Origin of the sequence: Actinomyces sp. oral taxon 448 str. F0400 (assembly GCF_000220835.1) — a bacterium.
Taxonomy (GTDB): domain Bacteria; phylum Actinomycetota; class Actinomycetes; order Actinomycetales; family Actinomycetaceae; genus Actinomyces.
Map to the genome: position 1 here is coordinate 1,430,338 of NZ_GL985606.1, position 20,557 is coordinate 1,450,894.

A 20,557-nucleotide genomic window follows, 5' to 3' on the forward strand; every position below is an offset into this window, starting at 1 on the left:
GACGCCGCCCCGGCCGCGTCCGAGGCGGCGGCGGTCGGCTCCCCGCCGAGAGGGGGGAGAGCCGCCAGGCCCAGCGCCAGGCCGACCGCGAGCAGTCGCCTCCCGCGTCGGCGGACGCCCCGGTGCGGAGCCCGGCGAGAGAACCGGCGCGGGCTCGGGGACGAGGTGGCGCGTGCGGGGCTCATGCTCACCAGGTTGCCTGTCGTGCGCGGTCGGCGCCCGATGCGGGAGAACATCCTGTGGATCTCCGCGAGGCGCGGTCGCGCCGGGGCGCTCCTGTGGAGCCCGGCGGGGTGATGGGAATGACATCCCCGTCCCTCGGATGGGTACGGATCGGCGCAGAATCGCGCCAAACTCTGTGATAGCCTCTCGCACGCGGTTGCCTGCGGGCGGTCCTGGACGGTTCTCACCGGTTCGGAGCCGATCGCGGGCGGCTGACTTCGCGTGCTCGCACCCGCGCCCATCGGCTCACCCGACCTGGGCACGGGATCGTCCTTTCGGGCGTCGCGGTCGTGGTCCTGTCCTGCTTCGGGTTCGCCCGGCGAGGCGGGCGTCCGCGCGTCGCGGGCACCAGGCCCCATCCGCTCGGCCTCGCCGGGGCGGAGCCGCGGCCCGCCGCGCGGGCCCACCGGTCAACGGGGAGAAACCCAGATACACCACCGGGGCGCCGTCGATCACCGTCGACTGCCGTCGATCATGACGGGCGAGCGCCCCACAACCCACAGCGCGCCCGGCGGCCCCGGGGCGCGTGCGAAAGGACCGACATGGCGATTGTCACCATGCGCCAGCTCCTGGAGAGCGGTGTCCATTTCGGCCACCAGACCCGACGCTGGAACCCCAAGATGAAGCGCTTCATCCTCACCGAGCGCAACGGCATCTACGTCATCGACCTGACGCAGACCGTCGAGGGCATCAACACTGCCTACGACTTCGTCAAGGAGACCGTCGCCCGCGGCGGCAACATCCTGTTCGTCGGCACCAAGAAGCAGGCTCAGGCGGCCGTGGCCGAGCAGGCTCAGCGCGTCGGCATGCCCTACGTCAGTCAGCGCTGGCTGGGCGGCATGCTCACCAACTTCTCGACTGTGCGCGCCCGCCTGGATCGTATGAAGGAGCTCGAGCAGATCGACTTCGACGACGTGGCCGGCTCCGGCCGCACGAAGAAGGAGCTGCTCATGATGCGCCGCGAGAAGGACAAGCTCGTCAAAACTCTCGGCGGAATCCGCGACATGGCCAGGCTTCCCGCCGCCGTGTGGGTCGTGGACACCAAGAAGGAGCACTTGGCGGTCTCCGAGGCTCGGAAGCTGAACATCCCCATCGTCGCCATTCTCGACACCAACTGCGACCCCGACGAAGTCACCTACGGCGTTCCGGGCAACGATGACGCCATCCGCGCCGTGAGTCTGCTGACCCGCGTCGTCGCCGACGCCGTCGCCGAGGGGCTCGTGGCCCGTTCCTCCGGCCGCACTCGCACGGGTGCGGAGGCGGAAGTCGCCGCCGCCGACGCCGAGCCGTTGCCCGAGTGGGAGGCCGCCCTCCTGGCCGGCGCCGAGGAGAACGCGCAGACCGCCGCGCCGGCCGAGACCGCCGGCACCGCCGCACCGGCCGATCCTCAGGCGGCCGAGACCGCCGGCACCGCCCAGCAGGCCTGAGCCCGACACCCCACTCCAGCACTACCGGAGAAACTCCAGGAGACATACATCCATGGCGAACTACACAACCGCTGACATCAAGGCGCTGCGCGAGCGGACCGGCGCCGGCATGCTCGACGTCAAGAAGGCCCTCGACGAGGCCGACGGCGACGCGGAGAGAGCCGTCGAAATCATCCGCGTCAAGGGGCTGAAGGGCGTCGCCAAGCGCGAGGGCCGCAACGCCTCCGCGGGCCTCATCGCGGCCAGAGTCGTCGACGACGGCGACTCTCAGGCGGGCGTCCTGGTCGAGGTCAACGCCGAAACCGACTTCGTGGCCAAGAACGAGAAGTTCATCGCCTTCGCAGACAGGGTCCTCGACGCAGCCGTCGCCTCCGGCGCCGAGACCGCCGAGGCCCTCGCCGAGGTCGCCGTCGAGGACGGCACCGTCAAGGACCTGACCGACTCGATGCAGGCCGTCATCGGCGAGAAGATCGTCGTGCGTCGCCTCGCTCGTCTGGTCGCCCCGAAGGTCGAGCTCTACCTGCACCGCACCAGCCCCGACCTGCCCGCCCAGGTCGCCGTCCTCGTCGGCACCGATGAGGAGGCCGCCGAGGTCGCGCACGACATCGCGATGCACATCGCCGCCTACTCCCCGCTCTACGTGACCCGCGAGGACGTCCCTGTCGAGACGGTCGCCAAGGAGCGCGCCATCGCTGAGGAAACCACGCGCGCCGAGGGCAAGCCGGAGAAGGCGATCGCGAAGATCGTCGAGGGACGCCTGGGAGGCTTCTTCAAGGAGAACTGCCTGGTCGACCAGCCCTATGCCAAGGACCCCAAGGCCACGGTCGGCTCGGTCGTGGAGGCCACCGGCGGTACGATCACCGGTTTCGTCCGCTTCCGCGTCGGCGTCTGAGCGCGTGGCGCGCACCGCCGGGGCCGCCGGCGCCCGGGTCTCGGAGTTCCGGCACGGCATCGGCGCGTTTTCACCGATCTGAGGCGTGCGCGCCGCCGTCCGCGACGGTTGAGGGCCCCGCGAGCATCCGTCCGCGGGGCCCTCGCACGGCCCCGCCCGGGCGGGGCCGCCGCCGAGTCGTGACAGGGTCCGCCGCGGGAGGAGAGGCGCAACGGGTAGGCTCGCCCTCGGCGCGTGCGCACCCGAGCCACGTCATCATCGGATGCCAGACTCAGGAGATACCACTCATGACCGCCCAGACGCTCCCCTCCGAGGCACCCACGCAGACTCCGGCGGCGCGCCCGCGCCGCGTCCTTCTCAAACTCTCCGGCGAGGTGTTCGGGGGCGGGGCCGTGGGGCTGGATGCCGACGTCGTCTCCGATGCCGCCCGCCAGATCGCCGCGGCTGTTCGCGCCGGCGTCCAGGTGGCGGTGGTCGTCGGCGGAGGCAACTTCTTCCGCGGCGCCGAACTCTCCCAGCGGGGTATGGCCCGCGACCGCGCCGATTACATGGGCATGCTCGGCACCGTTATGAACGCCCTGGCGCTCCAGGACTTCATCGAGAAGGCCGGGGCGCCGGCGCGCGTCCAGTCCGCGATCGCCATGACCCAGGTCGCCGAGCCCTACATACCGCTTAAGGCGATCCGGCACATGGAGAAGGGCCGCGTCATCATCTTCGGTGCTGGAGCCGGCTTGCCCTACTTCTCCACCGACACCGTCTCCGCCCAGCGCGCGTTGGAGACCCGTTGCGACGAACTCCTCGTCGGCAAGAACGGCGTCGACGGCGTATACACGGCCGACCCGCGCACCAACCCGGACGCCCGGCTGCTCCGCCGGCTGACCTATGAGCGCGCCCTGGCCGAGGACCTCAAGGTCGTCGATGCCTCCGCCTTCGCCCTGTGCCGCGACAACGGCCTGACGATGCGCGTGTTCGGCATGGGCGAGGGCGGCAACATCACCCGGGCGCTGCTCGGTGAGCAGATCGGTACCCTCGTCACGCGGGAGTGAGCCCGTCCCGCCCCGCGATCCGACCACCACCAGCCCACCACCGGAGGAAGAATCATGATCGACGACGTCATGCTCGAAGCCGAGGACAAGATGGATAAGGCTCTCGAGGCCGCCAAGCACGAGCTCGCCGCCATTCGCACCGGCCGCGCCAACCCGGCCATGTTCACCGCGATCATGGTCGACTATTACGGGGCGCCCACCCCTCTCCAACAGCTCGCCTCCCTGACTATTCCCGAGGCCCGCACCGTCATCATCAGCCCCTACGACCGCAGCGCGATGAAGGCCATCACCACTGCCATCCGCGAGTCCGACCTGGGCGTCAACCCCACCGATGACGGAACCGTCATCCGGGTCACCCTGCCGGCCCTGACCGAGGAGCGCCGCAAGGACTACGTCAAGCTCGCCCGTCACCGCGCCGAGGAGTCCCGCGTCCAGGTGCGCGGGGTGCGCGGGAGGGCCAAGAAGGAACTGGAGGCGATCAAGAGGGGCGGGCAGGCCGGTGAGGACGATGTCAAGCGCGCCGAGGGCGAGCTTGACGCTCTGACCAGGCGCTTCGTGGAGAAGATCGACGCCGCTCTGGACACCAAGGAGGCCGAGCTCCTCGACGTCTGAGCCCGGCCCGACCGGCCCGGCCCGATACCTTGCACCGATGGGAACATCTCACCCGTGACCCCCCTGAGCACACTGCTGACCCCGCCGCCGACGCGCAACCGCGCCCCCCTGCCCACCACCGGACGGGCCGGGCGGAATCTGCCGGCGGCCATCGGGGTCGCGGCCGTCCTCGTCGCCGCCGTCCTGGCCTCACTGCTGTTCGACAAGATCTTCTTCGTCGGCCTCGTCGTCGCGGCCGTGTGCGGCGCCCTGTGGGAGCTCGCCGGCGCCTTCGCCCGCAAGGGCATCCGTCTGCCTCTGGGCCCGCTGTGGCTCGGCACCCTCGGGATGGCCGTGTGCGCCTGGATCATCGGGGCCGAGGCCGCCCTGGGCGCCTATCTCGCTACGGCGGGCGCCTGCGTCCTGTGGTGCTTCTTGGACCAGGCGGAGGCGGAGTCGGGCACGCCCCTGGAGGCGCCCGACCAGGCGGTGCCGCGCACGGATGAGCATGACGCCGCGCGACGCTCCCGGTCGGTGACGGCCTCCGCCTCCGTCTTCGCCGCGACCTACCTGCCTTTCCTGGCGAGCTTCGCCGTCCTGGTCACCGACCAGGACCACGGCGTCGGCAAGGTCGTCATGCTCATCGCTCTGCCCGCGGCCAACGACACCGGGGGTTGGCTGGCCGGCGTTCTGCTCGGCCGGCACCCCATGGCGCCGAGCGTGTCGCCCAAGAAGTCCTGGGAGGGATTCGCGGGCTCCATGGTCGCCGCCGTGACCGTGGGCTCGGGCTGCTTGCGGGCCCTGAGCGGTCCCTGGTGGGCGGGCGCCGCCCTGGGTGCGACCATCGTGGTCGTCTCCACCCTGGGCGACCTGGGGGAGTCCCTGCTCAAGCGGGATCTCGGCCTGAAGGACATGGGCACGCTCCTGCCCGGACATGGAGGGCTCATGGATCGTCTCGACTCGATCCTCGTGGCCGCCCCCGTCGTCTACGTCTTCTCTCTGGCCGTCCACTGACGCCGCCGGCCGCCGGACGTCGCCGGCTCATTCACGAGCCGGCGGCGGCCGGCGGGGAGCCGCGCGCGAACGTGTTGAAGAATATGCTGAAAGGAGTCCCGGACCTGTGAGTCCCGCACGCGAGAGAGGCCGCGGTCCCCGTCCCGTCGGCCGCGGCCGACGGGACGGGGGTGCGACCGGCCGGGTCCAGGTGCGCCCCACCGACCAGCCGCCGGAGGGCGCCACCGATCCTCGGGCGCGCCCGCGCCTGTCCTTCGCCGTCCCGCCCGCCCGGGGCAGGGCTCCGCGGCATCTGGCGGACCTCGCTCTGGCCGGCCGCAAGGAGGCTCTCGGGCGGGCCGGCCTACCCGCCTTCCGCGCCGACCAGCTCTCGCGCCACTACTTCGCCCGCTTCACCCGCGACCCCGCCGATATGACGGACCTGCCGGCCGGCCAGCGCGACCGGTTGACGGCCGAGCTGCTGCCCGACCTCATCCACCAGGTGCGCGCCCTGCGGGCCGACGGCGGCCGTACCATCAAGCACCTGTGGAAGCTGCACGACGGGGTGCGGGTGGAGTCCGTCCTCATGCGCTACCGGGATCGCACGACCCTGTGCGTGTCCTCCCAGGCCGGCTGCGGCATGGCCTGCCCCTTCTGCGCCACCGGTCAGATGGGGCTGACGCGCAACCTGTCGACCGCCGAGATCATCGAGCAGGTGCGTCACGCCGCCCGGGCGTCGGCCGCGGGGGCGCTGGCCGGCTCCCCGGCGCGGTTGAGCAATGTCGTCTTCATGGGCATGGGCGAACCGTTGGTCAACTACAGGAATGTCGTCGCCGCCCTGCACCGGCTCATCGACCCCGTCCCCGAGGGCTTCGGATTGTCCGCCCGCGCCATCACCGTCTCCACGGTTGGTCTGGTTCCCCTGATCCGCAGGCTCGCCACCGAGGGCCTGCCCGTGACTCTGGCCGTCTCCCTCCACGCCCCCGACGACGGGCTGCGCGACGAGCTCATCCCAGTCAATTCCCGATGGAGGGTCGGCGAGCTGCTCGATGCCGCTCACGACTACTTCCGCTCCACGGGGCGACGCGTGTCCATCGAGTACGCTCTCATCAAGGACATGAACGACCACGCCTGGCGCGCCCAGCGTCTGGCCGACGAGCTCAACGTTCGCGGGTCGGGATGGGCCCACGTCAACCCCATCCCGCTCAACCCCACACCGGGATCCATCTGGACGTGCTCGCTCCCGAACGTGCAGGATCTGTTCGTCGACACGCTTCGGCGCGCCGGCATCGCCACGACGGTGCGTGATACTCGTGGCAGCGATATCGACGGCGCCTGCGGCCAGTTGGCCACCGAGGTGCTCCACCAGGAAAGGGTCAGAGCATGAGCGACATGTTCCCCCGGGCGGGCTTCCTCCGCCAGGGCTACCGCCGCGAGCAGGTCGACGGCTACTTCACGACTGCTCGTGAGATCTACGACGCCGGCGAGCTCGACGAGATGGACTCCGAGGGTGTGCGCACCGTCGCCTTCGATGTGGTGCGCGGCGGCTACAAGCCCGCCGCCGTCGACGCCGCCCTGGACCGGCTCGAGGCGGCCTTCCTCCAGCGCCGCCGGGCCGACTTCGTGGCCGAGCGGGGACGCAAGGCCTGGATGGAGGAGGTCGCCCAGCTGGCCACCACCCTCTACCCGCGGCTGCTGCGGCCCCACGGGTCGCGCTTCGCCTCCGCCCACAAGCACGGCTACTCCAAGGTCGACGTCGACGCCCTCATGGATCGTATTGCCTCCTACTTCGACGCCGACACCGCCCTGTCGTCGACCGAGGTGCGCACGGCGACCTTCACGGCGGCCAAGAAGGACGCCGCCTACGACGAGAGGAGCGTGGACCGCTATCTGGCCCGCGTCGTCGAAGTCCTTCTGTCCGTCGAGTAGCCAGCGGATCAGGGCATGAGAAGCAGAACGGCCGCGGTCCGCTGAGTCCGTCGGTCCGTCGCGCGGCGGCACCCGCGCTGCGCACCGCAGGCTCGCGAGGAATCATTCAGGAAGGAGCGCGCATGAGTCACACATCCTCCCGGCTGGTCCTGCTGGGGTCCACCGGGTCCATCGGGACCCAGACCCTGGACGTCGTCGGGCGGCTGGGGGCCGATGGCGGGGCGCCCGAGGTCGTGGGGCTGGCGGCCGGGGGAGCGCGCCCCGAGGCGCTCGCCGAGCAGGCGGTGGCTTTGCACGTGCCGAGGGTCGCGATCAGCGCCGAGGAGACGGATGCCGTCGCGCATCTGCGCGCCGCCCTGTCCGCCGCGGCCGAACGGGCGGGACGCCCCGACCCCGTCGCCGAGATCCTCACCGGTTCCGACGCCCCGATCGCGCTGGTCGAGCAGGCGGGACTGGGGCGCGGGGACACCGTCCTCAACGCCATCACCGGCTCGGTCGGCCTGCGCCCGACCCTGGCGGCGCTGGCCACCGGGGCGCGCTTGGCCCTGGCGAACAAGGAGTCCCTCGTCGTGGGCGGCGCCCTGGTCAGGGGCGCTCTGCGGCGACCCGGACAGGTCGTCCCCGTCGACTCCGAGCACTCCGCCATCGCCCAGGCCCTGGCCTCGGGCCGCCACGGCAGGGGCCTGACGAGCCCGGAGGTCACGGGCCGCTCCGACGTGCGCCGGCTCGTGCTCACCGCCTCGGGCGGCCCCTTCCGAGCTCGTTCGCGCGCCGAACTCGCCGACGTCACCGCCGCCCAGGCCCTGAACCACCCGACCTGGGCCATGGGGCCCGTCGTCACCGTCAACTCCTCGACCCTGGTCAATAAGGGGTTGGAGCTCATCGAGGCGCATCTGCTGTTCGATGTCGCCCCGGACGACATCACGGTCGTCGTCCACCCGCAGTCGGTCGTCCACTCCATGGTCGAGTTCGTCGACGGCGCCACCATCGCCCAGGCCTCGCCCCCCGACATGCGCCTGCCCATCGCCCTGGGCCTGACCTGGCCGGCGCGCCCCGACCTGTCCGGCCTGGTGACCCCCAACCGCTGGGGGGAGCCGGCCGCCTGGACCTTCGAGCCGCTGGATACCGGGACGTTCCCGGCCGTCGACCTCGCCCGCAGCGCGGTCGCGGCCTCCGCCACCCACCCCGCCGTCCTCAACGCCGCCAACGAGCAGGCCGTGGACGCCTTCCTGACCGGCCGCCTGCGGTGGACGGACATCGTCGAGGTCGACGCCGCCGTCGTCGGCGAGCACGAGGGGGCCGGCACCGGGGATCCGGCGCTGGAGGACGTGCTCGCAGTCGAGGCCTGGGCGCGCCGACGAGCCGACGAGCTCATCGCGGGTCGCTCGCTGTGACCGCCGCCCGTCCGCATCAGTTCTCCGACAGTTCTACGACCCTGGGAGCAGCCCGTGAGTCCGACCCTCGCCTACATCCTGGGCATTATCGTCCTCATCGCGGGGCTGGCCATCTCGGTCGCCCTCCACGAATTGGGGCACATGGTCCCGGCCAAGCGCTTCGGGGTGAAAGTACCCGAGTACTTCATCGGCTTCGGGCCGCGCATCTGGTCCATCCGTCGCGGTGAGACCGAGTACGGCGTCAAGGCCATCTGGCTCGGCGGCTACGTCAAACTCCTCGGCATGCTGCCCCCCGCCCGTCCTGGCCGCCCCGACAAGCCCGGATCGATGGTGGCCGAGGCCCGTGAGGAGGCCCTGGCCGAGCTGGGACCCGACGAGCAGGATCGCGCCTTCTACCGTCTCAGCGTGCCGCGCAAGCTCCTGGTCATGGCCGGCGGCATTCTGACCAACCTGGTCCTGGGGATCGTCTGCCTCGCGCTGGCGCTGGGGGCGGTCGGGCAGTACACGGCCACATCCACGCTGTCCTCGGTGGAGCCCTGCGTGCCGGCCGCTGTCGGCGCGCCGGGCTCCCAGTGCGCCTCCGACTCCTCCGACTCCGCGTCCTCGGTCTCGCCGGCCGTCGCCGCGGGCATGCGCGCCGGCGACGAGATCGTCTCGTGGAACGGAGTCCCGACGCCCGCGTGGGCGGACGTTCAGGCGGCCATCCGCTCCGGGGGCACGGAGCCGGCCGACGTCGTCGTGCGCCGAGACGGGACGGAGACGACCCTGAGCGTCACCCCCGTCGAGGTCGAGCGCACCGTCACGGCCGCCGACGGGTCGGCCTCCACCGAGCTGCGGCCCTACGTCGGCATCGAGCCGAGGGCGCGAACGGTCAGGGTGGCGCCGAGCCGGGTGCCCGGCGAGGTCGCCACGGCGGTGGGGCAGACCCTCAAGGCGATCATCACCCTTCCCGTCGGCCTCTACCACTCGGTGGCGGCGGGTCTCGGGCTGGAGGAGCGCAGGGCCGACGGCCTAGTCAGCCTGGTGGGCGTGGGCAGGATCGCGGGGGAGGTCTCCAGCGAGGGCGTGGGCACCGGTACGGTCCCGTTCTCGGCGCGCCTGTCCTCCATGCTGAGTCTGCTGGGGTCGCTCAACCTCGCCCTGTTCGCCTTCAACCTGGTGCCGCTCCTACCGCTGGACGGCGGGCACGTCGCCGGGGCCTGCTGGGAGGGGCTGCGGCGCCTGCGGGCCCGCTGGCGCGACCGCCCCGACCCCGGTCACGTCGACACCGCGCGCATGCTGCCGGTCGGGCAGGTCGTCTTCGTGGCTCTGATCGTCATGGCGGTCGTCCTCATCTGGGTCGACGTCGTCGCCCCCTTCTGACCGTCCCGCGAGCCCTGACCGGTCCCCTGCCGGACCGGGCCGGCAGGGGACCCATGCCACACAACGGGGGCGCGCACGGGAGGATCAGGCGCCCGTCCGGGTGCCATACTGGAGCGCGTGACTGACGCCGTTGCTCTTGGCATCCCCACCGTCCGTGAGGAAAGCCCCGTCCTCGCCCCTCGCAGGCCCACCCGCAGGATCAAGGTTGGCGACCTGTACGTCGGCGGTGACGCCCCCATCACGGTTCAGTCGATGACGACGACGAAGACCCACGACATCGGCGCCACCCTCCAGCAGATCGCCGAATTGACGGCCGCCGGTTGCGACATCGTGCGCGTGGCCTGCCCCACCGACAAGGACGCGGGCGCGCTGCCGATCATCGCCGCGCAGTCCCGCATTCCGGTCATCGCGGACATCCACTTCCAGCCGAAGTACGTCTTCGCGGCCATCGAGGCCGGTTGCGGCGCTGTGCGCGTCAACCCCGGCAATATCCGCAAGTTCGACGATCAGGTGGCCGAGATCTGCAAGGCCGCCTCCGATCACGGCGTCTCCCTGCGCATCGGCGTCAACGCCGGCAGCCTCGATAGGCGCCTGCTCAAGAAGTACGGCAAGGCCACGGCCGAGGCCCTCGTGGAGTCCGCCGTGTGGGAGGCGGGCCTGTTCGAGGAGTGCGGCTTCCACGACTTCAAGATCTCGGTCAAGCACCACGACGTGGTCACCATGGTCCAGGCCTACCAGCTGCTGTCGGAGAAGGGCGACTGGCCCCTGCATCTAGGGGTGACCGAGGCGGGTCCCGCCTTCCAGGGCACTATCAAGTCCTGCGCGGCCTTCGGCACGCTGCTCGCCCGGGGCATCGGCGACACCATTCGCGTGTCCCTGTCGGCTCCTCCCGTCGAGGAGGTTAAGGTCGGCACCAAGCTCCTGGAGTTCATGGGGCTGCGCGAGCGCAAACTCGAAATCGTCTCCTGCCCCTCGTGCGGACGCGCTCAGGTGGACGTGTGGGCACTCGCCGAGGAGGTGGAGGCCGGGCTCAAGGAGATCACCGCCCCGCTGCGGGTGGCCGTCATGGGCTGCGTGGTCAACGGCCCCGGCGAGGCGCGCGAGGCCGATCTCGGCTGCGCCTCGGGCAACGGTAAGGGGCAGATCTTCGTGCGCGGCAAAGTCGTCGAGACCGTTCCCGAGGCCCGGGTCGTCTCCACCCTCCTCGAGCACGCCCAGGCCATGGCCGACCGGATGCGCTCCGAGCTCGGTGAGGACGCGCTCGCCGGGACCTCGCCCACCGTGGTCACGGCAGGGTCCTGAGACGGGCGGACGCGCCCATCGGATGCCGATCGTGAGTTTCTTCGGCCACCGGCTGACCCCCATCGGCCCGCACCAGCGCGCGGGGCTGCTGCGCGTGTGCGGCCTCGAGCCGGTTGGAGCCGTCACCCTCGCCCACCAGCTGTGCCGGTGGGAGCGGTGGAACAGCGGCGACGTCGTCGTCCTGGGCCGGGCCGGCCGTCCGGCGGCCGGTGCGTGGGCGACGGGTTCCCTACTTCCCTTCGGTCTGGCGGCTCGCCCCGGGCTCGGACACGACGGCGCCGGCTCCGACGGGGCGCACGCTCTGGCCGACCATGCGCGCACCCGTCTGACCCGCTACGGCTCAGTCGTGGGGCCGGTGCAGGACGTCGAGGCGGTGTGGACGGATCTGGCGGCCGGCGGTCTACGGGCGCGTCAGGAGCGATGGGTTCAGCCGGTGCTCGTGGCGCCGTCGCCCGACGGCGGCCTGGCCGGGGCGGTCGTCCGCCGCCGGCCGCGCCTGCGGTGGGTTGCCGAGGCCCTTCACCCGGCCGGGCCCGCGGAGGAGAAGCTGGTCCTGCCCGCGTCGGTCGCCATGTTCACCGACGAGCTCGGTTACGACCCCATGAGGGCGGGGGGCTCCTACGCGCGGCACGTGTCCTGGTTGGTTGCCACCGGGCGCAGCTACATCGTCCTGGATGACGGCTCCGGGACCCCGGCGCGCCCCGAAGGGACCGGGCGGGTGGCCTTCAAAACCGACGTCGGTGCCGTATGGCGGGCTCCCACGGGCACCGTCGCCCAGCTGACCGGGGTGTGGACCCGCGACGACCTGCGCGGCCGGGGCATCGGCACGGCCGCGCTGGCGGCCGTCGTCGACGCCGTGCGCCGAGACCACACGGGTGCCGACGGCATCGTGAGCCTGTACGTCAACGACTTCAACGCCGCCGCGCTGGGCCTGTACGGGCGGCTCGGCTTCGAGCGGGCCGGTACCTTCGCGACCATGTTGCTCTAGCTGCTCTAGCCGCTCCAGTTCGCTGCGGTCGGCGGCGGGCCCGGTTCCGAGGGCGATCGGGGCGGAGGCTTCTGCCGACGAGGAGCAGTGCGGACGGGCCCGACCCGCGCGAGACCGGGTCGAGCCTGCAGCGCGCGAACACGTAGGATCGCCCCGTGCTTCAGACGCTGTCCACCGCCTTCATCCGAACGCTGCGCGAGGATCCGGCTGACGCCGAGGTCGCCAGCCACCGGCTGCTCGTGCGCGCCTGCTACATCCGGCGCGCCGCCCCCGGCATCTACACGTGGCTGCCGCTGGGACTGCGCACCCTGGGCAAGATCGAGAGGGTCGTGCGCGAAGAGATGAACCGCATCGGGGGCCAGGAGGTGCACTTCCCCGGGCTGCTGCCCGCCGACCCGTACAAGGCGAGCGGTCGCTGGGAGCAGTACGGCCCGACCCTGTTCACCCTGGCCGACCGCAGGGGCAACGACTACCTCCTGGCGCCCACCCACGAGGAGATGTTCACCCTCCTGGTCAAAGACATGTACTCCTCCTACAAGGACCTGCCCGCGGTGATCTACCAGATCCAGACCAAGTACCGCGACGAGGCCCGCCCGCGCGCCGGACTGATCCGCGGCCGCGAGTTCATCATGAAGGACTCCTACTCCTTCGACATGGACGACGCCGGCCTGGAGGCCTCCTACCGGCTGCACCGCCACGCCTACGAGCGGATCTTCGCCCGTCTGGGCCTGGACTACGTCCCGGTCGACGCCGTGGCCGGCGCTATGGGCGGGTCCCACTCCGAGGAGTTCCTCCACCCCTCGCCGATCGGCGAGGACACCTTCGTGCGCTCCGCCGGCGGCTACGCCGCCAACGCCGAGGCCGTCATCACTCCCGCCCCCGAGCCCGTCGACGCCTCCGCCGAGCCGCCCGCGCGCGTTGTGGACACCCCCGACGCCCCCACGATCGAGGCTCTCGTGGACCTGTGCAACGAGCGCTACCCGCGCTCCGACGGCCGGGCGTGGACCGCCGCCGACACCTTGAAGAATGTCGTCGTCACCCTCACCCGCCCGGGCGGCTCCAAGGAGCTCCTCATCGTGGGCCTGCCCGGCGACCGCGAGATCGACATGAGGCGGCTCGAGGCGGCCGTCGCCCCCGCCGAGGTCGAGATGGCCGTCGATGAGGACTTCGACGGTCACCCCGAGCTCGTGCGCGGCTACATCGGCCCCACCGCCATCGGTCCCAACTCGCCCGACCGCCGCGTGGAGACCGACCAGGACGGCCGGGAGCGACTCGCCGGCTCCGTGCGCTACCTGCTGGATCCCCGCGTCGTGGACGGCACCAGTTGGGTCACCGGGGCCAATGCGATGAGGAAGCATGTCCTCCACCTGGTCAAGGGCCGCGACTTCACCGCCGACGGCACGATCGAGGCCGCCGAGATCCGCCCCGGCGACCCGGCTCCCGACGGCTCGGGTCCCCTCGAGCCGGCCCGCGGCATCGAGATCGGCCACATCTTCGCTCTGGGTCGCCGATACGCCGAGGCGCTGGGGCTGTCCGTCCTGGATGAGAACGGCCGGGCGCGCGTGGTCACCATGGGCTCCTACGGCATCGGGATCAGCCGCGTCATGGCGGCGCTGGCCGAGGCCAACCACGACGAGCACGGGCTCGCCTGGCCGATCGGGGTCGCCCCGTACCACGTCGAGATTCTGGCCACCGGCAGGGACGACGCCGTCTTCACCGCCGCCGCATCCCTGGGGGAGGCGCTCGACGCCGCGGGCTTCGAGGTGCTCTACGACGACCGTCGCAGGGTCTCGGCGGGCGTGAAGTTCGCCGACGCCGAGCTGCTGGGCATGCCTTATATCGTCGTCGTCGGACGCGACCTGGCCAGGGAGGGCACGGTTGAGATCCGCGACCGCCGCAGCGGCGAGCGGAGCAGCGTGCCGGTCACCGACGCCGCCGGGCGGGTGGCCGCCGCCCTGAGCGAGGCCCTGGCGCGCGCATGAGCCGCGAGCACGGCCGAACCGAGCCGACGGGTGGGCGCACGGCCGATCGGACGGTCGAGCGCCCGCTCGCCTCCTGGCGTCCGGCCGCCCCGCTGCGCGACTACCAGGCCGACCTGCTGGACGCCGTACGACCCGACGACGGTGCCGCTCTCCACCTCGTCGCCCCGCCGGGTGCCGGCAAGACCGTGATCGGCCTGGCCCTCGCGGTTCGCAACGGACGCCGCGCCCTGGTCCTGGCCCCCACCACCGTCATCCGCGCCCAGTGGGCCGAGCAGGCCGCTCGGTTCTTCCGCACCCCCGACGGCAGTGCGCCCGCGGTCGCCGACCGCTGCCCCGAGGCGGGGGAGAACCCCGCGGATCTGACCGTCCTGACCTATCAGGCGCTGTCGGTGGTCGCGGACGCGGGCCCCTGGGAGGCGGCCGCCCGGGAGCGCTGGCTGGACGAGCTCGTGCGCGATGGCCGCACCCGCGCCCGGGCCGACGCCTGGCTGAAGGCTCTCGCCGCGGACAACCCCGCCGCCTACAACCGTGGCATCCGCTCGCGCGCCGCCACCATCCGCGCCCGCGTCGACGAGCTCGACGACGACGCCGTCGCCGCGCTACTGGCCCGCGGGGCGCGCGAACGCCTGGACGCCCTCGTCGACGCCGGGGTGGCGACGATCGTCCTGGACGAATGCCACCACCTGCGCGCTCACTGGGCCGTCGTCGTCCACTATCTGCGGCGTCGTCTGGTCGCCGCCGGCGCCGCGCCCACGCTCATCGGCCTGACGGCCACCGAGCCCAGCCGCGAGGACCGCTCCTGGCGGCGCTACCACGCCCTGCTGGGCGACGTCGACGCTGAGATCCCCGTCCCCGCCGTCGTGCGCTCCGGTCACCTCGCCCCCTACCGGCCCCTGGCCTGGTTCACCCTGCCCGCACCCGAGGAGACCGCCTTCCTCGCCACCGCCGGGACCGAGCTGCGCCACCGCATCGCCCAGCACCTGCTCGCCCCCGACGGCGTCGACTACCTCCTGGGTGTTCTCACTCCCGACCTGCCCGCCGGGGCGCCCGTCCCGTCCGATCCGGCCCTCGTGCGGGCCCTCGTCGCCGGCTTCGACGACAATCCGTCCCTGGCCTCGTGCGCCGGCGCCCTCCTGCGCCGCACCGACGACTACACCCCCACTCCGCTCAGCGTGCGCCTCGTCCCGCTCCTGCCCGAGCTCGACGCCCTCGATGCCGCCGAGGAGCTGGAGCTTCTGGCCCGCTACGCCCTTGACCGCCTTCTGCCCGATCCCGCCCGCCGTGCCGATTGGGAGGATGTGCGCATGATGCTGCGCGGCTTCGGACTGCATCTGACGGACTCGGGCATTCGCACCGGCCGCTCGCCGCTGGACGTCATCGCCGCCGCCTCCCGGGCCAAGGATGTCGCCGTCGTCGATATCGTGCGCCACGAGCTCGACGCGCTGGGCGAGCAGTTGCGCGCCGTCGTCGTCACCGACGCGGCCGAGCGCTCTGCGCCCCATCGGGCCCTCGACGTCCTGGTGGGCGCCGGGAGCGCCGAGGCCGCGGGCGGGGCCGTGCGTTGCTTCACCGCTGTTCTGGCGGACGAGGAGCTGCGCGGCCTGCACCCGGTCCTGCTCACCTCATCCCGGATGCGCCTGGCCCACGGCGATGACGCCCTTCTGGAGCGCTTGCGCGCTCGCACGGGCCTGGAGCTGCGCGCCCGCGACGACGGCTGGTCCCTGGTCGTCACCGGCGGGGTGGGCTCGGCGGACCTGGTCGTGGCGGTCAGCGATCTGATCGCCTCCGGCGATGTGCGCCTCGTCGTCGGGACGCGCGGCCTGCTCGGGGAGGGCTGGGACTGCCCCGCCGTCAACACCCTGGTGGACTTGACCACCGCCGCCACTGCGACGGCCGTCCAGCAGCTGCGCGGACGCACCATCCGTCTGGACCCGGCCTGGCCCGGCAAAGTCGCCCACAATTGGTCGGTCGCCTGCCTGCTGCCCGCCGATTCCCGCCTGCGTTCCACCGCCGACCTCGACCGTCTGCGCCGCAAGGCCGACTGCGTCTGGTCGGTCGTCCTGCCCGATCCCGATGATGAGGATGAGTCCGCCCCGCCGGCGATCGAGACCGGTCTGGCCGGTGCCCTGACCCCCGCTCAGCGTCGCGCTCTCGACCGTCTCGCCGACGGCGCCTCCGCCCGGGACGTCGTCGCTCTCAACACCGCGACGCTGGCCGGCCTTGGCGACCGCGATCGGGAGGGCCGCCGCTGGTCGCTGGCCGCCCCCGTCTCCGAGGCGCCGGCCGGCGGTCCGCCGCGGCGATCGGGCCGGGCCCTGGACGTCGTCCGCGTCTCCACGACCGCCGGCGTGCTGCGTCGCGGCGCTCCGGCGGTCTTCTGGACTGGTGCCGCGCGGGCGGTCATGACGGTCATGACGGCCGAGGACGAGCGCGGAGCGGACGGGGCGCGTCTGCTCGTCGTCGCCGAGGACGGGCCGGGCCCCGGTGAGGCGCGCACCGTGGTTCTCGGCCTCGACGGCGTGGACGCCGCCATGAGCGCCCGCTTCGCCGACGTGATGGCCGAACTGGCGACCCCGCCCCGGCGTCGGCCCCGCTTCGTGCTGGAGGCGGCCGCCCTGACCCTCGCCCGGCCCCGGGACGTCGGCGGCCTGGGAGTCGTGCGTCGGGTTCTGGGATCACTGGCGGCCCGCAGGGCCCGGGGCAGGGGCGGGAGCCTGCACCTGGCCGTGCCCGCGGCGCTGGCCTGCTCGCGCGCCGACATGGAGGTCCTCGTGGCGGCCTGGAGGCGGCGGGTGGGCCCCTGCCGGCTGCGCCTGGTGCGCGACGCCGACGACGCCGAGGCCCTTCTGGCCAGCCGCGGAGGCTGGGGTGCGCACCGGCGCGTGAGCGTGCAGCGCACGCGCCGCTGGATCCAGTGAGCCGGGCGCAGCGGGTCGCCCGCCCGGGTCAGGCCGAGGTGTAGCCGGGCAGGGCCTCGTCCACCGCGGCGCCCCACGCCCTCGCCCGTAAACCGGCGGCCGCCGCCGCGTCGACAGCCCCCGACGTCGCCTGCCCGCCGTCGGCCGCCACGGCGACGAGCTCGGCGCCCATGACCGTGGACCACGCCTCGCGCGCCCAGGTCACATCCGATGAGGCCCCGTCGTCGGCCCGCGTGGGGGCCGCGTAGGCGGACAGGCGCCCGTCCTGCCCGCCCAGCGCCAGCGAGGCGGAGACGATGCCGGCGGCGTACTGGGCATCGGCGAGGGCTCGGGCGCGCTCGTCGCCCTCTGCCCGCGCCGCCACCTCCTGGAGCGCGTAACGGACGGCGTCGTAGGCCTCCAGCACTCCGTCGGGCAGGGGATCGGTCAGGGAGGACGGTGACCTCCCGGAGATCTCGGCAGCCTGGGCGTCGAGAGCCGCGGTCCCCAGCAGCCATGCGACGCCCAGGGAGGCGTACAGCCGCGCCGCGGTCGCCTCCGAGGACTCGCGGGCGACGGTTGACGCCTGCGTCGCCCCCTCGGTCAGTGCCGTCACCAGGTCGTGGACCGTCGCCCCCGGGGAGGCCGTGGCCGCCGGGGACGTCGTGGGGCGGTCCGGGTCCGCGGCGGGGCTCTCGCTCGCCCAGGGCTCCCACACCCCGCCCAGGGCCTGAAGCTGCGTGCGCGCCGCCGAGGCCAGGCCCTGGGCGGGGCCCGCGGCGTCCATCGATCCCCCGTCCGCGACGACATCGGCTGTCGAGGCGATCAGGACGGCTCGTCGCGCCAACTGGTCGCGAGCCTCCTCCGCCGCCGGGGGACTGGGCAGCGACTCGGGCGCGCCTGTGCCCAGACGGAGCCGGCAGCCGCCGACCAGTGCCAGCACCAGTGCCGCACCGCCCGCGCCCGCACCGCGCAGGACCAGGCGTCTGGGCGGGGGCCCGCCCGCGGTCGGGCGCGCCGGGACGGGGGCCGGGGAAGGGAAGGTTGAGCGCATCACGCGGTGATCCTCCCACGGACGGGTAGCATGAGGTCCACTGACCACGCTCACTGACTCAACCCGCAGCGGCCCCGGACGGCCTTGAGGGAAGCACCATCGGGAGGACCCGCCATGGCCGATGCGCTCGCACGCAGCCTCACTGACCTGCTCACCCCCGTCGTCGAGGACGCCGGAGCCTTCCTCGAGGGCGTCGAGACGACCCGGGCCGGCAGGTACTCCACCGTTCGAGTCCTGGTCGACCTCCCCGACGGCCCCGGCGAGATGGACGTGGATGCGCTAACGAAGATCACCCGCGCCGTGTCGGCCGCCATGGACGATTCCGATCCGGTCGCGGGCCGGTACACCCTGGAGGTGTCCACACCCGGGGCCGAGCGCTGTCTGACCACCCCGCGTCATTTCCGCCGCGCGGTGGGGCACGATCTCGAGGTGACGGTCGAGGTCGATGGCGCCGACGTCACGCTCACCGGTACCGTCGTCGCGGCGGATGAGGATTCGGTCACCCTGATGATCGACGGGAGGCAGCGCGTCCTGGCGCTGCGCGACGTGCGGCAGGCGCGCATGGTTGTCATCTTCTGACTCACGAACCATCGGCCCGGTCCCGACCGCGGCCACGGGCGGGCCCGCCCGACACACCGCCCAGACGAGAGAGGACCCGAGGAACCATGGACATCAACATGCCGGAGCTGCGAGGCGCCGCCGACGAGCTCGGCATCGATCTGGACAGCCTCCTTCCCGCCATCGAGGACGCCATCCTGGGCGCGTATGCCAAGGTCCCCGGCGCGATCCGCGGCGCCCACGTCGAGATCGACAGGCGGACCGGTCACATGACCGTCCTCGCTCCCGAGGTCGACGAGGAGGATGAGCCCACGGGCGAGTACTTCGACGACACCCCCGACGATTTCGGTCGTATCGCTCAGGCCACGGCCCGTTCCGTCATCGTCCAGCGCATCCAGGACCGGCGCGACTTCGAGGTGCTGGGCACCTTCAAGGACAAGTCCGGCGAGCTGATCTCCGGGGTCGTCGAGCAGGGCCGGGATCCGCGCGTGGTCCACGTGCGCCTGGACGAGGAGCACGAGGGGGTTATGCCTCCGCACGAGCAGGTGCCCGGCGAACGGTACCGGCACGGCGACCGCGTGCGCGCCTACGTCACCGAGGTCTCCCGCGGCGCCAAGGGCGCTCAGATCATCCTCTCCCGCACCCATCCGGGGCTGGTGCGCAAGCTCTTCGAGCGCGAGGTGCCCGAGATCGTCTCGGGCGACGTCGAGATCGTTTCGGTGGCCCGGGAGGCCGGGCACCGCTCCAAGATGGCGGTGCGCTCGCGCTCGCGCGGCGTGGGCGCCAAGGGCGCCTGCATCGGTCCGATGGGGCAGCGGGTCCGGGCCGTCATGGCTGAGCTGGGCGGGGAGAAGATCGATATCGTCGACTACTCCGAGGATCCGGCGCGCTATGTCGCCAACGCGCTGTCCCCGGCGCGGGTCGCCTCGGTGACGGTGCTTGACGCCGAGGAGCGCACCGCCCGCGCCGTCGTCCCCGACTTCCAGCTCTCGCTGGCCATCGGTAAGGAGGGGCAGAACGCCCGCCTGGCGGCGCGCCTGACCGGGTGGAAGATCGACATTCACGCCGACATCGAGTCCGGTGAGGTCGTTCCCGGGCATGACTCGCGTGCTGACGACGTGATTGGTCCCTCAATTCCGGGCCCTCAGGACTGAGGTCGTGCACCGGTAGACTTGCGCCGGGCCTATCCGCGGGCCGCCCGGCCTCACTCGGTGAGTCGGCGCGTCCCGATAGCGGTGCCCGGGCAGCGAGCGGAAGGACACGACGAGGTCGGTGGCGAGCACCACACACGTGCCTGTACGCAGTTGCGTCGGCTGCCGGGGCAGGGCCCCCCGGACGCAGCTTCTGCGTCTGGTGATGAGCACCGGCGGCGAGCTGGTGGTCGACGACCGGGCTGTCATGCCCGGTCGTGGCGCGTGGATCCACGTCGATCCGACGTGCCTCGCCCTCGCCGAGCGCAGGCGCGCCCTCGGGCGCGCGCTGCGAACCAGCGGGTCACCCGATGTGGCCCCCGTGCGCGAGTGGATCGCCTCCCACGAGGCGGTCCGTGTCGAGCGCGAAGCAACGGTCCCCCGCGGGGCCGGCACGACCGATTGCAAAGGCGGGTAGAGAAGATGGGCACCCGATGAGTACCCAGCGATGAGCTGCCTCTAGAAGCGCCCGCCCTGTTCCGGGGTGGGCAACCGGACAGGAGAAAAGTGGCTAAACCACGCGTTCACGAGCTCGCGAAGGAGCTCGATCCCTCTGGCAAGAAGATCACATCCAAAATGATTCTGGCTTGGCTCAAGGACCAAGGGGAGTTCGTCAAGGCGGCGTCCTCCGCGGTGGAGCCGCCCGTCGCTCGCCGGGTCCGCGAGCACTTCGCCTCCCAGCCCTCCCCGGCCAAGGGCGGAGCCGGTAAGGGGGGGGCGCCCAAGCCCG

19 protein-coding genes are annotated in these 20,557 nt (G+C 72.3%); 17 read left to right on the plus strand and 2 right to left on the minus strand.

Features of this window, described 5'->3' with window-relative positions; translation table 11 throughout:
- Positions 1 to 185, minus strand: a 185-nt coding sequence (locus tag HMPREF9062_RS13215) for a hypothetical protein (RefSeq protein WP_216584408.1), incomplete at its 3' end; no start/stop codon positions are given.
- Positions 186 to 764: 579 nt separating this feature from the next.
- Here HMPREF9062_RS13215 and rpsB point away from each other — a divergent pair.
- From rpsB to HMPREF9062_RS06200, 13 genes are all read left to right on the plus strand, one after another.
- Positions 765 to 1,649, plus strand: a complete 885-nt coding sequence (rpsB, locus tag HMPREF9062_RS06140) for a 30S ribosomal protein S2 (RefSeq protein ID WP_009749205.1) — start codon at positions 765 to 767, stop codon at positions 1,647 to 1,649.
- A gap of 52 nt (positions 1,650 to 1,701) precedes the next feature.
- Complete coding sequence (tsf, locus tag HMPREF9062_RS06145) at positions 1,702 to 2,541, plus strand: translation elongation factor Ts (RefSeq protein ID WP_009749206.1); 840 nt, start codon at positions 1,702 to 1,704, stop codon at positions 2,539 to 2,541.
- A gap of 287 nt (positions 2,542 to 2,828) precedes the next feature.
- Positions 2,829 to 3,587: a UMP kinase gene (gene pyrH, locus HMPREF9062_RS06150; protein WP_009749208.1), complete on the plus strand. Its 759-nt coding sequence runs from the start codon at positions 2,829 to 2,831 to the stop codon at positions 3,585 to 3,587.
- Between the two features lie 54 nt (positions 3,588 to 3,641).
- Positions 3,642 to 4,199 carry a ribosome recycling factor gene (gene frr, locus HMPREF9062_RS06155; protein WP_009749209.1) on the plus strand — a complete coding sequence of 186 codons (558 nt, stop codon included), beginning with the start codon at positions 3,642 to 3,644 and terminating at the stop codon, positions 4,197 to 4,199.
- 54 nt (positions 4,200 to 4,253) lie between these two features.
- The gene (locus tag HMPREF9062_RS06160; RefSeq protein WP_009749210.1) at positions 4,254 to 5,192 is read left to right on the plus strand and encodes a phosphatidate cytidylyltransferase; all 939 of its coding nucleotides are present in this window, start codon (positions 4,254 to 4,256) and stop codon (positions 5,190 to 5,192) included.
- Between the two features lie 106 nt (positions 5,193 to 5,298).
- Positions 5,299 to 6,558 carry a 23S rRNA (adenine(2503)-C(2))-methyltransferase RlmN gene (rlmN, locus tag HMPREF9062_RS06165; RefSeq protein WP_009749211.1) on the plus strand — a complete coding sequence of 420 codons (1,260 nt, stop codon included), beginning with the start codon at positions 5,299 to 5,301 and terminating at the stop codon, positions 6,556 to 6,558.
- Positions 6,555 to 7,100: a DivIVA domain-containing protein gene (locus HMPREF9062_RS06170; RefSeq protein ID WP_009749212.1), complete on the plus strand. Its 546-nt coding sequence runs from the start codon at positions 6,555 to 6,557 to the stop codon at positions 7,098 to 7,100. The genes rlmN and HMPREF9062_RS06170 overlap by 4 nt, the downstream gene beginning before the upstream one ends.
- Positions 7,101 to 7,222: 122 nt before the next feature.
- Positions 7,223 to 8,494 (plus strand): 1-deoxy-D-xylulose-5-phosphate reductoisomerase, encoded by a 1,272-nt coding sequence (gene dxr / locus HMPREF9062_RS06175; protein ID WP_009749213.1) that lies wholly within the window; start codon positions 7,223 to 7,225, stop codon positions 8,492 to 8,494.
- A gap of 54 nt (positions 8,495 to 8,548) precedes the next feature.
- A complete protein-coding gene (locus HMPREF9062_RS06180; RefSeq protein ID WP_009749214.1) occupies positions 8,549 to 9,856 on the plus strand; it encodes a M50 family metallopeptidase in 1,308 nt (435 codons plus the stop codon).
- Positions 9,857 to 9,973: 117 nt separating this feature from the next.
- Positions 9,974 to 11,158, plus strand: coding sequence for a flavodoxin-dependent (E)-4-hydroxy-3-methylbut-2-enyl-diphosphate synthase (ispG, locus tag HMPREF9062_RS06185; protein WP_009749215.1), 1,185 nt, complete (start codon positions 9,974 to 9,976; stop codon positions 11,156 to 11,158).
- A gap of 22 nt (positions 11,159 to 11,180) precedes the next feature.
- A complete protein-coding gene (locus HMPREF9062_RS06190) occupies positions 11,181 to 12,146 on the plus strand; it encodes a GNAT family N-acetyltransferase (RefSeq protein WP_009749216.1) in 966 nt (321 codons plus the stop codon).
- 155 nt (positions 12,147 to 12,301) lie between these two features.
- The gene (locus HMPREF9062_RS06195; RefSeq protein ID WP_009749217.1) at positions 12,302 to 14,128 is read left to right on the plus strand and encodes a proline--tRNA ligase; all 1,827 of its coding nucleotides are present in this window, start codon (positions 12,302 to 12,304) and stop codon (positions 14,126 to 14,128) included.
- Complete coding sequence (locus HMPREF9062_RS06200) at positions 14,125 to 17,046, plus strand: DEAD/DEAH box helicase family protein (protein ID WP_009749218.1); 2,922 nt, start codon at positions 14,125 to 14,127, stop codon at positions 17,044 to 17,046. Before HMPREF9062_RS06195 ends, HMPREF9062_RS06200 begins: the two co-directional genes overlap by 4 nt.
- A gap of 28 nt (positions 17,047 to 17,074) precedes the next feature.
- Here the strand turns inward: HMPREF9062_RS06200 and HMPREF9062_RS06205 are convergent, their stop codons facing one another.
- Positions 17,075 to 18,079, minus strand: a complete 1,005-nt coding sequence (locus tag HMPREF9062_RS06205) for a hypothetical protein (protein WP_253270754.1) — start codon at positions 18,077 to 18,079, stop codon at positions 17,075 to 17,077.
- 114 nt (positions 18,080 to 18,193) lie between these two features.
- Here HMPREF9062_RS06205 and rimP point away from each other — a divergent pair, with 114 nt between their 5' ends.
- The 4 genes from rimP to HMPREF9062_RS13600 form a co-directional block, all read left to right on the plus strand.
- Entirely contained in the window at positions 18,194 to 18,658 is a 465-nt protein-coding gene (gene rimP, locus HMPREF9062_RS06210; protein ID WP_009749220.1) for a ribosome maturation factor RimP, read from the plus strand.
- 86 nt (positions 18,659 to 18,744) lie between these two features.
- A complete protein-coding gene (gene nusA, locus HMPREF9062_RS06215) occupies positions 18,745 to 19,791 on the plus strand; it encodes a transcription termination factor NusA (protein ID WP_009749221.1) in 1,047 nt (348 codons plus the stop codon).
- A 136-nt stretch (positions 19,792 to 19,927) separates the two neighbouring features.
- Positions 19,928 to 20,245: a YlxR family protein gene (locus HMPREF9062_RS06220; protein ID WP_253270674.1), complete on the plus strand. Its 318-nt coding sequence runs from the start codon at positions 19,928 to 19,930 to the stop codon at positions 20,243 to 20,245.
- Between the two features lie 89 nt (positions 20,246 to 20,334).
- Positions 20,335 to 20,557 (plus strand): translation initiation factor IF-2 N-terminal domain-containing protein (locus HMPREF9062_RS13600; protein ID WP_009749223.1); only part of this gene is annotated, 223 nt, incomplete at its 3' end.

Excerpts from the sequence above, each read along its gene's own strand:
- rpsB (WP_009749205.1), top strand. The coding sequence starts at position 765 with ATGGCGATTGTCACCATGCGCCAGCTCCTGGAGAGCGGTGTCCATTTC.
- tsf (WP_009749206.1), top strand. The coding sequence starts at position 1,702 with ATGGCGAACTACACAACCGCTGACATCAAGGCGCTGCGCGAGCGGACC.
- pyrH (WP_009749208.1), top strand. The coding sequence starts at position 2,829 with ATGACCGCCCAGACGCTCCCCTCCGAGGCACCCACGCAGACTCCGGCG.
- frr (WP_009749209.1), top strand. The coding sequence starts at position 3,642 with ATGATCGACGACGTCATGCTCGAAGCCGAGGACAAGATGGATAAGGCT.
- HMPREF9062_RS06170 (WP_009749212.1), top strand. The coding sequence starts at position 6,555 with ATGAGCGACATGTTCCCCCGGGCGGGCTTCCTCCGCCAGGGCTACCGC.
- dxr (WP_009749213.1), top strand. The coding sequence starts at position 7,223 with ATGAGTCACACATCCTCCCGGCTGGTCCTGCTGGGGTCCACCGGGTCC.
- HMPREF9062_RS06190 (WP_009749216.1), top strand. The coding sequence starts at position 11,181 with ATGCCGATCGTGAGTTTCTTCGGCCACCGGCTGACCCCCATCGGCCCG.
- HMPREF9062_RS06200 (WP_009749218.1), top strand. The coding sequence starts at position 14,125 with ATGAGCCGCGAGCACGGCCGAACCGAGCCGACGGGTGGGCGCACGGCC.
- HMPREF9062_RS06205 (WP_253270754.1), bottom strand. The coding sequence starts at position 18,079 with ATGCGCTCAACCTTCCCTTCCCCGGCCCCCGTCCCGGCGCGCCCGACC.
- rimP (WP_009749220.1), top strand. The coding sequence starts at position 18,194 with ATGGCCGATGCGCTCGCACGCAGCCTCACTGACCTGCTCACCCCCGTC.
- nusA (WP_009749221.1), top strand. The coding sequence starts at position 18,745 with ATGGACATCAACATGCCGGAGCTGCGAGGCGCCGCCGACGAGCTCGGC.